Origin of the sequence: Variovorax davisae (genome assembly GCF_030316845.1) — a bacterium.
GTDB classification, from domain to species: Bacteria; Pseudomonadota; Gammaproteobacteria; order Burkholderiales; family Burkholderiaceae_C; genus Variovorax; species Variovorax davisae.
The window spans coordinates 45,814-61,550 of record NZ_JASZYS010000005.1; the positions used below are offsets into that span (position 1 = coordinate 45,814).

Genomic DNA, 15,737 nt, shown 5'->3' on the forward strand with positions numbered 1-15,737 from the left:
AAAGAAGGAAAGAGTCATGCAACTCAATCCCGCAGAAATTTCCGAACTGATCAAGAGCCGCATCGAGGGCCTCGGCGTCAGCGCGAACATCCGCAACGAAGGCACCGTGGTGTCGGTGACCGACGGCATCGTGCGCGTGCACGGCCTGTCGGACGCGATGCAGGGCGAAATGCTCGAGTTCCCGCCGTCGGCCGACGGCACGCCGTCGTTCGGCCTGGCGCTGAACCTCGAGCGCGACTCGGTCGGCGCCGTGATCCTGGGCGAGTACGAGCACATCTCCGAAGGCGACACCGTCAAGTGCACGGGCCGTATTCTTGAAGTGCCCGTCGGCCCCGAACTGATCGGCCGCGTGGTGAATGCGCTGGGCCAGCCGATCGACGGCAAGGGTCCGATCAACGCCAAGATGACCGACGTGATCGAAAAGGTCGCCCCGGGCGTGATCGCCCGCAAGTCGGTCGACCAGCCGATGCAGACCGGCCTGAAGTCGATCGACTCGATGGTGCCGATCGGCCGTGGCCAGCGCGAGCTGATCATCGGCGACCGCCAGACCGGCAAGACCGCCGTGGCGATCGACGCGATCATCAACCAGAAGGGTCAGAACATGACCTGCGTCTACGTCGCGATCGGCCAGAAGGCTTCGTCGATCAAGAACGTGGTGCGCGCCCTGGAACAAGCCGGCGCGATGGAATACACCATCGTGGTTGCCGCCTCCGCTTCGGAATCGGCCGCGATGCAATACGTCAGCGCCTACTCGGGCTGCACGATGGGCGAATACTTCCGCGACCGCGGCCAGGACGCGCTGATCGTCTATGACGACCTGTCCAAGCAGGCCGTGGCCTACCGCCAGGTCTCGCTGCTGCTGCGCCGCCCGCCGGGCCGCGAAGCCTACCCCGGCGACGTGTTCTATCTCCACAGCCGCCTGCTCGAGCGCGCGGCCCGCGTCAACGCCGACTACGTCGAAGCCTTCACCAAGGGTGAAGTCAAGGGCAAGACCGGCTCGCTGACCGCACTGCCGATCATCGAGACGCAGGCCGGCGACGTCTCGGCCTTCGTGCCGACCAACGTGATCTCGATCACCGACGGCCAGATCTTCCTGGAAACCAACCTGTTCAACGCCGGTATCCGTCCCGCCATCAACGCCGGTATCTCGGTGTCGCGCGTGGGTTCGTCGGCGCAGACCAAGGTCATCAAGGGCCAGTCGGGCGGTATCCGTACCGACCTGGCGCAGTACCGTGAACTGGCCGCGTTCGCGCAGTTCGCCTCCGACCTCGACGAAGCGACCCGCAAGCAGCTCGACCGCGGCGCCCGCGTGACCGAACTGCTCAAGCAGACCCAGTACAGCCCGCTGCCCATCTCGCTGATGGGTGCCACGCTGTTCGCGGTCAACAAGGGTTTCATGGACGACATCGAGATCAAGAAGATCCTGCCCTTCGAACACGGCCTGCACCAGTTCCTGAAGTCCAGCCATGGCCCGCTGCTCGACAAGATCGAGCAGTCCAAGGCGCTCGACAAGGACGCTGAAGCCGAACTGAACACGGCGGTCGCCGCGTTCAAGAAGTCGTTCGCCTGATCGACGACCAAGGAAGGAACGCTCATGGCAGCTGGTAAGGAAATCCGCGGCAAGATCAAATCGGTGGAGAACACCAAGAAGATCACCAAGGCCATGGAAATGGTCTCGGTTTCCAAGATGCGCAAGGCGCAGGAACGCATGCGCGCGGCCCGCCCCTACAGCGAGAAGATCCGCGACATCGCGGCCAACCTCGGCCAGGCGAACCCGGAGTACACGCACGCCTTCATGAAGACGAGCGAGGCCAAGGCGGTCGGGTTCATCGTCGTGACCAGCGACAAGGGCCTGTGCGGCGGCTTGAACACCAACCTGCTGCGCGCCGTGACCGCCAAGATGCGCGAGGCGCAAGCCGCCGGCAAGACGATCGACTCGGTCGCCATCGGCAGCAAGGGCCTGGGCTTCCTGAACCGCATCGGCGCGCGCGTCGTCTCGCACGTCACGCACCTGGGCGACACGCCGCACCTCGACAAGCTCATCGGGCCGGTCAAGGCGCTGCTCGACGCCTACGCCGAAGGCAAGATCTCGTCCGTGCACCTCTGCTATACGAAGTTCATCAACACCATCAAGCAAGAGCCGGTGGTGGAGCAATTGCTGCCCCTGGCCGCGGACACGCTTCGCACCGAGTCGGGCCATCACTCGTGGGACTACATCTACGAGCCCGATGCGCAAAGCGTGATCGACGAGCTGCTGGTGCGCTATGTCGAATCGCTGGTGTACCAGGCCGTGGCCGAGAACATGGCGTCCGAGCACTCCGCCCGGATGGTGGCCATGAAGGCCGCGACCGACAACGCGGGCAACGTGATCGACGAGCTCAAGCTGGTCTACAACAAGACCCGCCAGGCAGGCATCACCAAAGAACTGTCGGAAATCGTCTCGGGCGCCGCGGCGGCCGCCGGCGTCTGAGCCTTTCGGCCCTCAACAGATTTAAATTTTTATCGGAGCAGACATGGCTCAAGCAGAAGCAGTTCAAGGCAAGATCGTTCAATGTATCGGCGCCGTGGTCGACGTGGAATTCCCGCGCGACCAGATGCCGAAGATCTACGACGCGCTCAAGTTCGAAGGCAGCGCACTGACCCTCGAAGTGCAGCAGCAGCTCGGCGACGGCGTGGTCCGCACGATTGCGCTGGGTTCTTCCGACGGCCTGCGCCGCGGCCTGATCGTGACCAACACGCAAGCCCCGATCACCGTGCCGGTGGGCAAGGGCACGCTGGGCCGCATCATGGACGTGCTCGGTTCGCCGATCGACGAGCGCGGCCCGGTCGACCAGACCCTGACCGCCTCGATCCACCGCAAGGCCCCGGCCTACGACGAACTCTCGCCTTCGCAAGACCTGCTCGAGACCGGCATCAAGGTGATCGACCTGGTGTGCCCGTTCGCCAAGGGCGGCAAGGTGGGCCTGTTCGGCGGCGCCGGCGTCGGCAAGACCGTGAACATGATGGAGCTCATCAACAACATCGCCAAGGCGCACTCGGGCCTGTCCGTGTTCGCCGGCGTCGGTGAGCGCACCCGCGAAGGCAACGACTTCTATCACGAGATGGCCGACTCCGGCGTCGTGAACCTCGAGAACCTCGGCGAGTCGAAGGTGGCCATGGTCTACGGCCAGATGAACGAGCCCCCGGGCAACCGTCTGCGCGTGGCGCTGACCGGCCTGACCATCGCCGAGTCGTTCCGCGACGAAGGCCGCGACGTGCTGTTCTTCGTCGACAACATCTACCGCTACACACTGGCCGGTACCGAAGTGTCGGCACTGCTGGGCCGGATGCCTTCCGCCGTGGGCTACCAGCCCACGCTGGCCGAGGAAATGGGCCGCCTGCAAGAGCGGATCACCTCGACCAAGGTCGGCTCGATCACCTCGATCCAGGCCGTGTACGTGCCGGCCGACGACTTGACCGACCCGTCGCCCGCCACCACCTTCGCCCACTTGGACTCCACCGTGGTGCTGTCGCGCGACATCGCTTCGCTCGGTATCTACCCGGCCGTGGACCCGCTGGACTCGACCTCGCGCCAGCTCGACCCGAACGTGGTCGGCGAAGAGCACTACAACGTGGCCCGCGCCGTGCAAGGCACGCTGCAGCGCTACAAGGAACTGCGCGACATCATCGCCATTCTGGGCATGGACGAACTGGCTCCCGACGACAAGCTGGCCGTGGCCCGCGCCCGGAAGATCCAGCGCTTCCTGTCGCAGCCTTTCCACGTGGCCGAAGTGTTCACCGGCTCGCCCGGCAAGTACGTGCCGCTGAGCGAGACCATCCGCGGCTTCAAGATGATCGTGAACGGCGAAGCCGACCACCTGCCGGAACAAGCGTTCTACATGGTGGGCAGCATCGACGAAGCGTTCGAAAAGGCCAAGAAGGTCGCTTAAGGAATCCCCATGGCAGGCACCATTCACGTCAACGTGGTCAGCGCCGAGGAGTCGATCTTCTCGGGCGAGGCCAAGTTCGTTGCTCTGCCCGGTGAAGCCGGCGAGCTCGGCATCTACCCGCGCCACACGCCGCTGATCACGCGCATCCGCCCCGGCGCGGTGCGCATCGAGACGGCCGACGGCGGCGAGGAATTCGTCTTCGTGGCCGGCGGCATTCTCGAAGTGCAGCCCACCACCGTGACCGTGCTGTCCGACACCGCGATCCGCGGCAAGGACCTCGACAGCGAAAAGGCCAACGCCGCCAAGGCCGCGGCCGAAGAAGCACTCAAGAGCGCCAAGACCGACATCGACATCGCGATGGCGCAGTCGGAACTGGCCGTGATGGCCGCCCAGTTGGCCGCCCTGCGCAAGTACCGGCAAAAAAAGTAGGCCCCCGCGCCTGCCAGTCCAAAGCCGCCTTCGGGCGGCTTTTTCATTTCAGCGCCTGCCAGCCGGCGACTTCGGACTGTTTTTGGTCGAAGATGGGACTTGTTTGGCTGAAGCCGCACCCCTAGTATTCGCCATCGTTGCGGCCGGCCTCGGCCATGCGCGACAGAAGAACGAATACCGGAGACAAGCACTTGGCCCCCTGGAGCCGATTGACCGCGGACGAGATGCAATTGCTGGAGACCACCTTCTGGTCGGCCGGCGGGTCGCGTCACGGCATGGCCGAGCAACTGGGCTTCTCCAAGAGCAAGGCCAACGCGTTGATCGCCGGCCTGGTGGAGCAGGGCCTCTTGGCGGAAGCCGGGCTGCAGCGCTCGTCGGGCGGACGCCGGCCCGAAAACCTCCAGCTGCATGCGGGCCTGGGCGTGGTGGTCGGCATCGACATCGGCGCCACCAGCGTCGATGTGGCGGTGCTCGGCCCCGACCTGGCCGTGCTGGCCCACCATGGCGAGCCGGCCGACGTGCGCGAAGGCCCGGGCGTGGTGCTGGCGCGCGTGCGGGTGCTGGTGCGCGAACTGCTGTCGCGCGCAGGCTTCGAGCCGCGCCACGTGATCGGCATCGGCATCGGCGTGCCCGGCCCGGTCAATTTCGAGATCGGCCAGCTCGTGAATCCGCCGCTGATGCCGGCCTGGGACAGCTTCTCGATCCGCGACTACCTGCGCGAGGAATACGCCGCACCGGTGTTCGTCGACAACGACGTCAACCTGATGGCGCTCGGCGAGCTGTGGCGGCTGCGGCGCTCGCTCACCAACTTCCTCGTGATCAAGGTCGGCACCGGCATCGGCTGCGGCATCGTCTGCCACGGCGAGGTCTACCGCGGCGCCGCCGGCTCGGCCGGCGATGTCGGCCACATCTGCGTCGACCAGGAGGGCCCGCGCTGCCATTGCGGCAACCTGGGCTGCGTCGAGGTGATGGCGGCCGGCCCGGCGATCACGCGGATGGCGGTCGAGGCGGCCACCGCCGGCGAGAGCGCCGCGCTGGCGGAATGCCTGCGCGCCCAGGGCCGGATCGACGCCGTCGATGTCGGCGAGGCCAGCCGCGCCGGTGATGCGTCGGCCAATGCGATCGTCCAGCGCGCCGGCAGCCTGATCGGCCAGATGCTGGCCTCGATCGTCAACTTCTTCAATCCATCGCATGTGTTCATCGGCGGCGGCATCACGCGCATCGGCCCGCTGTTCCTGGCCGCGGTGCGCCAGAGCGTCTACCAGCGCTCGCTGGCGCTGTCGACGCGCCACCTCGAGATCCAGTACACGCCGCTGGGCGCCCAGGCCGGACTGATCGGCGCCGGCGTGCTGGCGATGCACGAGACGCTCAAGGTGCGGGGGGTGGCGCCATGAAGGGCGTGTCGGTCTCGTTCGAGCAGGTGCGCAAGTCCTTCGGCCCGGTGCAGGTGCTGCACGGCGTGTCTTTCGCGCTCGAGCCCGGGCGGGTCTACGGCCTGCTGGGCGAAAACGGCGCCGGCAAGTCGACGCTGATGAAGATCCTGGCCGGCTACGAATCGCTCACCGACGGCACGCTGCGCGTGAACGGCGAGGCGCGCCATTTCGCCAGCTCGCGCGACGCCGAGGCGCTCGGCATCGTGCTGATCCACCAGGAGTTCAACCTGGCGGAAGACCTCAGCGTGGCGCAGAACATCTTCCTGGGCCACGAAAAGAAGAAGGGCTGGCTGCTCGACGACGCCGCCATGGACCGCGATGCGGCGAGCGCGCTGGCCGCGGTCGGCCTCGATGTCGACCCGAAGACCAAGGTGCGGCGGCTGATCGTGGCCGAGAAGCAGCTGGTCGAGATCGCCAAGGCGATCTCTCGCCATGCCCGGCTGCTCATCATGGACGAGCCGACCGCGACCCTGACGCCCGGCGAGACCGAGCGCCTGTTCAAGCTGATCGCCCAGCTGCGGGCCGAAGGCGTCACCATCGTCTACATCTCGCACAAGCTCGACGAGGTCGAGCAGGTGACGGACGAGGTGATCGTGATGCGCGACGGCCGCTTCGTCACCCGGGCGCCGACCGCCGACCTGACGCGCCAGCAGATGGCCAACCTGATGGTCGGGCGCGAGCTCGCCGATCTCTATCCGCCGCGCGACGTGGTGGTCACGGCCATGGCGCCGGCGCTGCGGGTGCGCGACTTCGTCGTGCCAGGCTGGGCCCGGGACGCCAGCTTCGACGTCCGTCCCGGCGAGATCCTCGGCTTCGCCGGGCTGGTCGGCGCCGGCCGTACCGAGCTGTTCGAGGGCGTGCTGGGCCTGCGCCCTGCCAGCGGCTCGGTCGAGATCGAGGGGCAGGTGCGCAGCTTCCGCAATCCGCGCGATGCCGCCCGCCATGGCCTGACCTACCTGAGCGAGGACCGCAAGGGCAAGGGCCTGCACGTCCACCTGGGCCTGCGCCAGAACCTCACGCTGATGGCGCTGGAGCGCTATGCGCAGCCCTGGCTCAAGCCCGACGCCGAACGCGCCGCACTGGCCGAGGCCGTGAAGGACTACGGCATCCGCACCGGCGACCTCGACGCCCGCGCCTCCTCGCTGTCCGGCGGCAACCAGCAGAAGCTGGCGCTGGCCAAGGTGCTGCAGCCGCGGCCCAAGGTGGTGGTGCTCGACGAGCCGACCCGCGGCGTCGACGTCGGCGCCAAGCGCGACATCTATTTCCTGATCCAGCGGCTGGCCCGACAGGGGCTGGCCGTGATCGTCGTCTCGTCCGAGCTGATGGAGTTGATCGGCCTGTGCCACCGCGTCGCCGTGATGCGCGCCGGCCGGCTGGTCACCACGCTCGATGCCGAGAATCTCACCGAAGAGGAGCTCATCGCTCATGCCACCGGAACCGCTTCCTAGCGCCGACCCCCAGGCCGCGCACCGCCCGGTCGTCCAGCCGCGCTGGACCGAGCGCCTGCACGGCTTCGGCCCGGTCATCGGGCTGGTGCTGCTGTGCATCGCCGGCACCTTGCTGAACGGCGATTTCGCCACTCTCGACAACGCGATGAACGTGCTCACGCGCACCGCCTTCATCGGCATCATCGCGGTCGGCATGTGCTTCGTGATCATCTCGGGCGGCATCGACCTGTCGGTCGGCTCGATGGCAGCGCTGATCGCGGGCTGCGTGATCATGTTCATCAACGCGATGGGCCCGGCGCTCGGCTCGCCGCTGCTCGCGGTGGTGCTCGGCGCGGTGCTGGCGGTGGTGCTCGGCGCCGTGTTCGGCCTGGCGCACGGCCTCTTGATCACCAAGGGGCGGATCGAGCCCTTCATCGTGACGCTCGGCACGCTGGGCATCTTCCGCGCCTACCTGACCTACTTCGCCGACGGCGGCGCGCTGACCCTGGACAACGAGCTGTCGGACCTCTACGCCCCGGTGTACTACGCGAGCCTGCTGGGCATCCCGGTGCCGGTGTGGGTGTTCTTCATCGTCGCGGTGATCGGCGGCCTGATCCTCAACCGCACCGCCTACGGGCGCTACGTGCAGGCCATCGGCTCCAACGAGCAGGTGGCGCGCTATGCCGCGGTGGGCGTCGACCATGTGAAGATCATGACCTACGTGCTGCTGGGCGTGTGCGTCGGCATCGCCACCTTGCTGTACGTGCCGCGGCTCGGCTCGGCCTCGCCCACCACCGGCCTGCTGTGGGAGCTCGAGGCGATCGCGGCGGTGATCGTCGGCGGCACGGCGCTCAAGGGCGGCGCCGGCAGCATCACGGGCACCGTGATCGGCGCGATCCTGCTGTCGGTCATCAGCAACATCCTCAACCTCACCAGCATCATCAGCGTGTACCTGAATGCCGCGGTGCAGGGCATCGTGATCATCGTCGTGGCCTTCCTGCAGCGCGGCAAGCGCTAGGCCCCATTCCGCTTTCCCGTCCGTTCCACTTCTTTCACAACAGGAGACAAGCAGCATGACTTCCCTCACACGACGCCTGGCGCTCGGCGCCATTGCCGCCGCGAGTATCGCGGCCTTCCCGGTGCTGGCGGCCGCCGAGACGGTCAACCTCGGCGTGTCGATCCCGGCCGCCACGCACAGCTTCATGGGCGGCATCAACTACTGGGCCAACCAGGCCAAGAAGGACCTCGAGAAAGAGCACAAGGACCTGAAGATCACGATCAAGACCGCGGCCAACGCGCCCGAGCAGGCCAACCAGCTGCAGGACCTGTCGACCGTGACCAAGATCAACGCCCTGGTCGTGTTCCCGTTCGAGTCGGCGGCGCTGACCAAGCCGGTGGCCCAGGTCAAGGCCAAGGGCGCCTACGTCACGGTGGTCGACCGCGGCCTGACCGACACCAGCGCGCAGGATGCCTACGTGGCCGGCGACAACACCGCCTTCGGCAAGATCCCGGCCGAATACATCGCCAAGAAGCTGGGCGGCAAGGGCAACGTGGTGGCGCTGCGCGGCATCGCGACCACGCTGGACAACGAGCGCATGGACGCCTTCAACAGCGTGCTCAAGAACTACCCCGGCATCACGCTGCTGGACGCCAAGTACGCCAACTGGAACCGCGACGATGCCTTCAAGGTCACGCAGGACTACCTGACGCGCTTCAAGAACATCGACGCCATCTGGGCCGCCGACGACGACATGGCGGTGGGCGTGCTGAAGGCCATCGAGCAGGCCAAGCGCGACGACATCAAGATCGTGTTCGGCGGCGCCGGCGCCAAGGGCATGGTCAAGACCATCATGGACGGCAAGGACAAGCGCATCGACGCCGACGTGAGCTACTCGCCGAAGTTCATCTACGACGCGATCAAGCTCACGGCCGAAGCGCGCCTGAAGGGCGAGAAGCTGCCGGCGACGACGATCATTCCGTCGGTGCTGATCACCAAGGACAACGCCAAGTCCTTCTACCACCCCGACTCGCCATTCTGATGGCCCCGGAGACCTCTCGTCGCAAGCTGCGCTACGCGATGGTCGGCGGGGGGCGCGACGCGTTCATCGGCGCGGTGCATCGCCATGCGATCGCGCTCGATGGACAGGTCGAGCTGGTCGCCGGCGCGCTGTCCTCGAGCGCCGAGAAGGCGCGCGCCTCGGGGCGCGACCTGTTCCTGGCCGACGACCGCAACCATGGCGACTGGCAGGCGCTGCTCGACGACGAGCTGAAGCGGCCGGCGGGGGAACGCATCGACTTCGTCTCGATCGTGACGCCGAACCATGTCCACTACCCCGTCGCGCAGGCCTTCGTCGACGCCGGCTTCCACGTCGTCTGCGACAAGCCGCTGGTGCACACGCGCCAGCAGGCCGATGCGCTGGTCGCGGCGGTGGCGCGCCGGGGCACGGTGTTCGGCGTCACCTACAACTACACCGGCTACCCGATGGTCCGCCAGGCACGCGAGATGGTGCGCGCGGGCGAACTCGGCGAGATCCGCAAGGTGGTGGTCGAATACAACCAGGGCTGGCTCGCGACCCGGCTCGAGGGCGAGGGCAACAAGCAGGCCGCCTGGCGCAGCGACCCGGCGCGCAGCGGCGCCGCCGGGGCCATCGGCGACATCGGCTCCCATGCCGAGAACCTGGTGGCGACCGTCACCGGCCTGGAGATCGAGAGCCTCTGCGCCGACCTGAGTTCGCTGGTGCCCGGGCGGCCGCTCGACGACGATGGCAGCCTGCTGCTGCGATTCCGTGGCGGTGCGCGCGGGGTGCTGATCGCCTCGCAGGTCAACACGGGGCTGGAGAACGACTTGCGGCTGCGGGTCTCGGGCACGCTCGGCACGCTGGTCTGGCGGCAGGAACGGCCGAGCGACCTCGTGCATCTGCCGCACGACGGCCCGAAGCGCGTCTTCACGCGCGGCGCACCGTGGCTTTGCGAAGCCGCGCGGCGCGCCAGTCGCTTGCCGAGCGGGCATCCGGAGGGCTTCATCGAGGCCTTCGCCAATGTCTATGGCGGGGTGGCGGCGGATATCCGGGCGCGGCTCGCGGGCCAGCCGCCCGACCCGCTCGCGGCCGACTACCCGCGGGTCGAGGACGGTGCCCGCGGCGTGCGGTTCATCGAGCGCACGGTGGCCTCGACGGGCAGCGACCAGAAATGGACGGCCTGGTAGGGCCCTTGGCGCGCGCGTAGGCCCCGGCCCACATCGCGTCGGGCTCGCGTCACGGCAGCACCGGCCGTTGCGCGGCCTACCATGGAGGGCGCCATGGTCACCGCGCCGCCCACCTCCTCCAGCGACCTCGTCGTCGCCCGCCCCGAAGGCCTCTACTGCCCGCCGGGCGATTTCTACATCGACCCGTGGCGCCCGGTCGACCGCGCCGTCATCACGCATGCCCACTCCGACCATGCCCGCGTCGGCCATGGCCACTACCTCGCACACACCGACAGCGAAGGCACGCTGCGCACCCGCCTTGGCGAGATCACCCTGCAGACGCTGCCCTATGGCGAGTCCATCGTGCAGAACGGCGTGCGCGTGTCGCTGCATCCGGCCGGCCACGTGCTGGGCTCGGCCCAGGTGCGGCTCGAACACGGTGGCCGCGTCTGGGTCGCCTCGGGCGACTACAAGACCGAGCCCGACGGCACCTGCACGCCCTTCGAGCCGGTGCCCTGCGACACCTTCATCACCGAGTCGACCTTCGGCCTGCCGATCTATCGCTGGCCGACGCAGGCCGCACTGTTCGCCGAGATCAACGGCTGGTGGCGCGCCAACGCCGAGCAGGGCCGGGCCTCGGTGCTGCTTTGCTATGCCTTCGGCAAGGCCCAGCGCATCCTGCATGGCGTGGACCCGGCCATCGGCCCGATCGTGGTCCATGGCGCGGTCGAACCGCTGAATGCCGTGTACCGCGCAGCCGGCGTGGCCCTGCCGCCCACCTTGCGCGTGACCGACCCGGGCGTCGACGCGGCGCTGCTGCGGCGCGCGCTGGTGCTGGCGCCGCCCTCGGCCCAGGGCACGCCGTGGCTGCGGCGCTTCGGCAACTACTCGGACGCCTTCGCCAGCGGCTGGATGCAGCTGCGCGGCACGCGGCGGCGGCGCGGGGTGGATCGCGGCTTCGTGATGTCGGACCACGCGGACTGGCCCGGCCTGCAGCGGGCCATCGCCGGCACCGGCGCCGAGCGGGTGTTCGTGACGCACGGCAGCGTGGCCGTGCTGGTGCGCTGGCTGACCGAGAACGGCCTCCAGGCGCAGGGCTTCAAGACCGAATACGGCGACGAAGACACGGAGCCGGTCGCGGCCGTGCCATGAAGCAGTTCGCCGCGCTCTACCGCGAACTCGACGCGACCACCTCCAGCCTCGCCAAGCAGGCCGCGCTGCAACGCTATCTGCAGGATGCGCCGGCGCCGGACGCGGCCTGGGCCGTGTACTTCCTCGCCGGCGGCAAGCCGCGCCAGCTGGTGCCCGCCAAGCTCTTGCGGCTGCTCGCCCAGGAGGCCGCGGGCCTGCCCGAGTGGCTGTTCGACGAAAGCTACGAAGCGGTCGGCGATCTCGCGGAGACGATTTCGCTGCTGCTGCCGGCGCCGACCGACGTCCACGACATGGGCCTGGCAGAGTGGATCGAAGCGCATCTGCTGCCGCTGCGCAAGCTGGCGCCCGAGGCCTTGCCCGATGCGCTACGCACCCAGTGGCAGCGCCTCGCCACCGACGAGCGGCTGGTCTACTTCAAGCTCATCACGGGCGGCTTCCGTGTCGGCGTGTCGAAGCTGCAGGTCACGCAGGCGCTGGCCGCGGTCGGCGCGCTCGACCCCAAGCGCGTGGCCCAGCGGCTGATGGGCTACACGCACATCAGCGGCCAGCCGACGGCCGCCGACTATGCGGCGCTGATCTCGCCCGAGAGCACCAGCGAGCGCGACCAGAAGACCAGCGGCCAGCCCTATCCCTTCTTTCTGGCGCATCCGTTCAACCTGCCTCTCGCCCAGTTCGACGCCGCGCTGGGTCCGCCCGCGCAATGGATCGTCGAATGGAAATGGGACGGCATCCGGGCCCAGCTGGTCAAGCGAGCGGGCCAGGTCTGGCTCTGGTCTCGCGGCGAGGAGCTGGTGACCGACCGCTTTCCCGAGCTCGCCGTGATGGGCGATGCCTTGCCCGACGGCACGGTGCTCGACGGCGAGATCGTGGTCTGGCGCGACGACCGCGTGCAGCCCTTCGCCGAGCTGCAGAAGCGCATCGGCCGCAAGACGCTGGGGGCCAAGCTGCTGCGCGAGATCCCGGTGGTCCTGCTGGCCTACGACCTGCTCGAATGGCAGGGCCGCGACCTGCGCGGCATGCCGCAGCAGGCGCGCCGCGAGCTGCTCGACGAGCTGCTCGCGAGCGTGCAGCATCCGTCGCTGATCGCCAGCCCGATGCTGCACGGCGCCGACTGGCCGGACCTGGCACGGCAGCGCGAGGCGGCCCGCGCCATGGGCGTCGAAGGCATGATGCTCAAGCAGCGCGATGCCCGCTACGGCGTCGGCCGCACCAAGGATGTCGGCACCTGGTGGAAGTGGAAGATCGACCCGCTGTCGATCGATGCGGTGCTGGTCTACGCCCAGCGCGGCCATGGCCGGCGCGCCAGTCTCTACAGCGACTACACCTTCGCGGTGTGGGACGGCCTGCCGGGAGACGAACAGCGCAAGCTCGTGCCTTTCGCCAAGGCGTACTCCGGCCTGACCGATGCCGAGATGGCGAGGGTCGATGCGGTGATCCGCAAGACCACCATCGAGAGCTTCGGGCCGGTGCGCAGCGTGCGGCCGACGCTGGTGTTCGAGCTCGGCTTCGAGGGCATCGCCCGCAGCACGCGCCACAAGAGCGGCATCGCGGTGCGCTTCCCGCGCATGCTGCGCTGGCGCGAGGACAAGACCGTCGAAGACGCCGACAGCCTGCAGACGCTGGCGGCGCTGCTGCCTTCGTGATGACGACGAAACAAGCGCTCGATGCCTGGTTCGCGGCGCGTGGCTGGAAGGCCTTCAAGTTCCAGCGTGCCGTCTGGAAGGCGGTGGCGCAGGGCCGTTCGGGCCTGTTGCACGCGACCACCGGCGCCGGCAAGACCTACGCCGTCTGGCTCGGCGCGCTGCTGGCCTTCGGGGCGCCGCCCAAACGTCCCGGCGGCAAGCGGCCACCGGTCGCGCCGCCGCTGATGGTGCTGTGGCTGACGCCGATGCGAGCCCTTGCGGCCGACACGCTGCGTGCCTTGCAGCAGGCCCTCGACGCCGCCGCTGCCGAGATGCAACCGTGGAGCGCCGGCGCGCGCAGCGGCGACACCGGTTCGGCGGAGCGCAGTGCCCAGAACCAGCGCCTGCCGACCGTGCTGGTCACCACGCCCGAGAGCCTGTCGCTGCTGCTCGCGCGCGCCGATGCGCGAGAGGTGCTCGGCACGCTGCGCATGGTGGTGGTCGACGAATGGCACGAGCTGCTCGGCAACAAGCGCGGCGTGCAGGTGCAGCTGGCACTGGCGCGCCTGCGGCGCTGGAACGACGGGCTGTGCGTCTGGGGCATGTCGGCCACGCTGGGCAACCTCGAGGAAGCCATGCGAACGCTGCTGGGTCCGCAGGAGGGTGTCCTGGTGCAAGGCGAGGTGCCGAAGCAGCTGGTCGTCGATTCGCTGCTGCCGGGCCGTGCCGAACGCTTTCCCTGGGGTGGCCACCTGGGCCTCATGATGCTGCCGCAGGTGATCGAGGAGATCGCCGCCAGCCCGACCACGCTGGTCTTCACCAACACGCGTTCGCAGTCCGAGATCTGGTATCAGGCGATGCTCGAGGCGCGACCCGACTGGGCCGGGCAGATCGCGCTGCACCACGGCTCGCTCGACCGCTCGGTGCGCGAATGGGTCGAGCTGGGCCTCAAGAGCGGCGAGCTCAAGGCGGTGGTCTGCACCTCGAGCCTGGACCTGGGGGTCGACTTCCTGCCGGTCGAGCGCGTGCTGCAGATCGGCTCCCCCAAGGGCGTGGCGCGGCTGCTGCAGCGCGCGGGCCGCTCGGGCCATGCGCCGGGGCGGCCGTCGCGCATCACGCTGGTGCCGACCCACAGCATCGAGATGGTCGAAGGCGCGGCGGCGCGCGCCGCGATCGCGGCCGGCCACATCGAGTCGCGCAGCTCGCCCGAGCAGCCGCTGGACGTGCTGGTGCAGCACCTGGTGACGGTCGCGCTCGGCGGCGGCTTCGTGCCCGAGGCGCTGTACGAGGAAGTGCGAAGCACCGCCGCCTATGCGGCGCTCTCGCGCGACAGCTGGCAGTGGTGCCTGGACTTCGTCTCGCAGGGCGGCGCCTCGCTGGCCGCCTACCCGGACTACCGGCGCGCGGTGCCGGATGCGCAAGGCGTCTGGCGCGTGCCCGATGCGCGGCTGGCGCGCCGCCATCGCATGAACATCGGCACCATCGTGAGCGATGCCAGCCTGTCGGTGCAGTTCCTCGGCGGCGCCAGGATCGGCAGCGTCGAGGAGGGCTTCGTCGCCCGCATGAAGCCCGGCGACTGCTTCCTGTTCGGCGGCCGGCTGCTCGAACTGGTGCGCATCCACGACATGACCGCCTGGGTGCGGCGCGCCAGCGGCAAGCGCGCCGCGGTGCCGCGCTGGAACGGCGGGCGGATGCCGCTGTCGAGCACGCTGGCCGATGCCGTGGTGCAGCAGCTCGCGCTCGCCGACCAGGGCCGCTACGAGACGCCGGAATTGCAATGCGTGCGCCCGCTGCTCGAGATCCAGCAGCGCTGGTCGGCACTGCCGACGCCCGATACCCTGCTGGCCGAAGTGCTCAAGTCGCGCGAGGGCTGGCACCTGTTCCTCTACCCCTTCGGCGGCCGGCCGGTGCATCTCGGGCTCGCGAACCTGATCGCCTGGCGCATCGCGCAGCACCAGCCGCGCACCTTCTCGATCGCGGTCAACGACTACGGCTTCGAACTGCTCAGCGCCACCGAGGTCGACTGGCCGGCGCTGCTGCCGCAGGTGCTGGTGGCGGGGCACGACAGCGCGGCGCTGGACGCGATCGCGCACGACGACGAGCGCACGGCGCTGCTGCACGAGGTGCTGGCGTCGCTGAACGCCACCGAACTGGCGCGCCGTCGTTTTCGCGAGATCGCGCGGGTCTCGGGCTTGATCTTCCAGGGCTATCCGGGCGAGAAGCGAAGCAACAAGCAACTGCAGGCATCGTCGTCGCTGTTCTACGAAGTGTTCCGCAAGTACGACCCGGCCAACCGGTTGCTGCAGCAGGCCGAGGCCGAACTGCTGGCGCAGGAGCTCGAGATCGGCCGCCTGCGGGCCAGCCTGGCGCGCATGCGAGCGCAGCGGCTGGTGCTGCGCATGCTCGCCAAGCCCACGCCCTTCGCTTTCCCGCTGATGGTCGAGCGCTTTCGCGAGAAGCTGTCGAACGAGAACGTGGCCGACCGCATCGCGCGCATGGTCCAGCAGTTCGAGCGCGCGGCCGCGGGTCATTGAAACCGCCGCGCCAATTTTTGGGACACT

12 protein-coding genes are annotated in these 15,737 nt (G+C 68.6%); all 12 read left to right on the top strand.

All coding sequences use genetic code 11. From position 1 onward, the window contains the following. Positions 1–16: 16 nt before the first annotated feature. Positions 17–1,570, top strand: a complete 1,554-nt coding sequence (atpA, locus tag QTI33_RS12945) for a F0F1 ATP synthase subunit alpha (RefSeq protein ID WP_286506398.1) — start codon at positions 17–19, stop codon at positions 1,568–1,570. Positions 1,571–1,594: 24 nt separating this feature from the next. Next, positions 1,595–2,470, top strand: a complete 876-nt coding sequence (gene atpG, locus QTI33_RS12950) for a F0F1 ATP synthase subunit gamma (protein ID WP_286506399.1) — start codon at positions 1,595–1,597, stop codon at positions 2,468–2,470. A 43-nt stretch (positions 2,471–2,513) separates the two neighbouring features. Then, the gene (gene atpD, locus QTI33_RS12955; RefSeq protein ID WP_286506401.1) at positions 2,514–3,929 is read left to right on the top strand and encodes a F0F1 ATP synthase subunit beta; all 1,416 of its coding nucleotides are present in this window, start codon (positions 2,514–2,516) and stop codon (positions 3,927–3,929) included. 9 nt (positions 3,930–3,938) lie between these two features. Continuing rightward, a complete protein-coding gene (locus tag QTI33_RS12960; RefSeq protein WP_286506402.1) occupies positions 3,939–4,358 on the top strand; it encodes a F0F1 ATP synthase subunit epsilon in 420 nt (139 codons plus the stop codon). Positions 4,359–4,582: 224 nt separating this feature from the next. Then, positions 4,583–5,752 carry an ROK family protein gene (locus QTI33_RS12965; RefSeq protein ID WP_286506842.1) on the top strand — a complete coding sequence of 390 codons (1,170 nt, stop codon included), beginning with the start codon at positions 4,583–4,585 and terminating at the stop codon, positions 5,750–5,752. After that, positions 5,749–7,239, top strand: a complete 1,491-nt coding sequence (locus QTI33_RS12970) for a sugar ABC transporter ATP-binding protein (protein ID WP_286506404.1) — start codon at positions 5,749–5,751, stop codon at positions 7,237–7,239. The genes QTI33_RS12965 and QTI33_RS12970 overlap by 4 nt, the downstream gene beginning before the upstream one ends. Further along, positions 7,217–8,236 carry an ABC transporter permease gene (locus QTI33_RS12975; RefSeq protein ID WP_286506405.1) on the top strand — a complete coding sequence of 340 codons (1,020 nt, stop codon included), beginning with the start codon at positions 7,217–7,219 and terminating at the stop codon, positions 8,234–8,236. The genes QTI33_RS12970 and QTI33_RS12975 overlap by 23 nt, the downstream gene beginning before the upstream one ends. Before the next feature lie 55 nt (positions 8,237–8,291). Beyond that, complete coding sequence (locus QTI33_RS12980) at positions 8,292–9,257, top strand: substrate-binding domain-containing protein (RefSeq protein ID WP_286506406.1); 966 nt, start codon at positions 8,292–8,294, stop codon at positions 9,255–9,257. Beyond that, a complete protein-coding gene (locus QTI33_RS12985) occupies positions 9,257–10,423 on the top strand; it encodes a Gfo/Idh/MocA family protein (protein WP_286506407.1) in 1,167 nt (388 codons plus the stop codon). The genes QTI33_RS12980 and QTI33_RS12985 overlap by 1 nt, the downstream gene beginning before the upstream one ends. Before the next feature lie 93 nt (positions 10,424–10,516). After that, positions 10,517–11,554, top strand: coding sequence for a ligase-associated DNA damage response exonuclease (locus tag QTI33_RS12990; RefSeq protein WP_286506409.1), 1,038 nt, complete (start codon positions 10,517–10,519; stop codon positions 11,552–11,554). Then, entirely contained in the window at positions 11,551–13,197 is a 1,647-nt protein-coding gene (locus QTI33_RS12995) for an ATP-dependent DNA ligase (RefSeq protein WP_286506410.1), read from the top strand. Before QTI33_RS12990 ends, QTI33_RS12995 begins: the two co-directional genes overlap by 4 nt. Beyond that, positions 13,197–15,710 carry a ligase-associated DNA damage response DEXH box helicase gene (locus tag QTI33_RS13000; RefSeq protein WP_286506411.1) on the top strand — a complete coding sequence of 838 codons (2,514 nt, stop codon included), beginning with the start codon at positions 13,197–13,199 and terminating at the stop codon, positions 15,708–15,710. Before QTI33_RS12995 ends, QTI33_RS13000 begins: the two co-directional genes overlap by 1 nt. Positions 15,711–15,737: the final 27 nt, after the last annotated feature.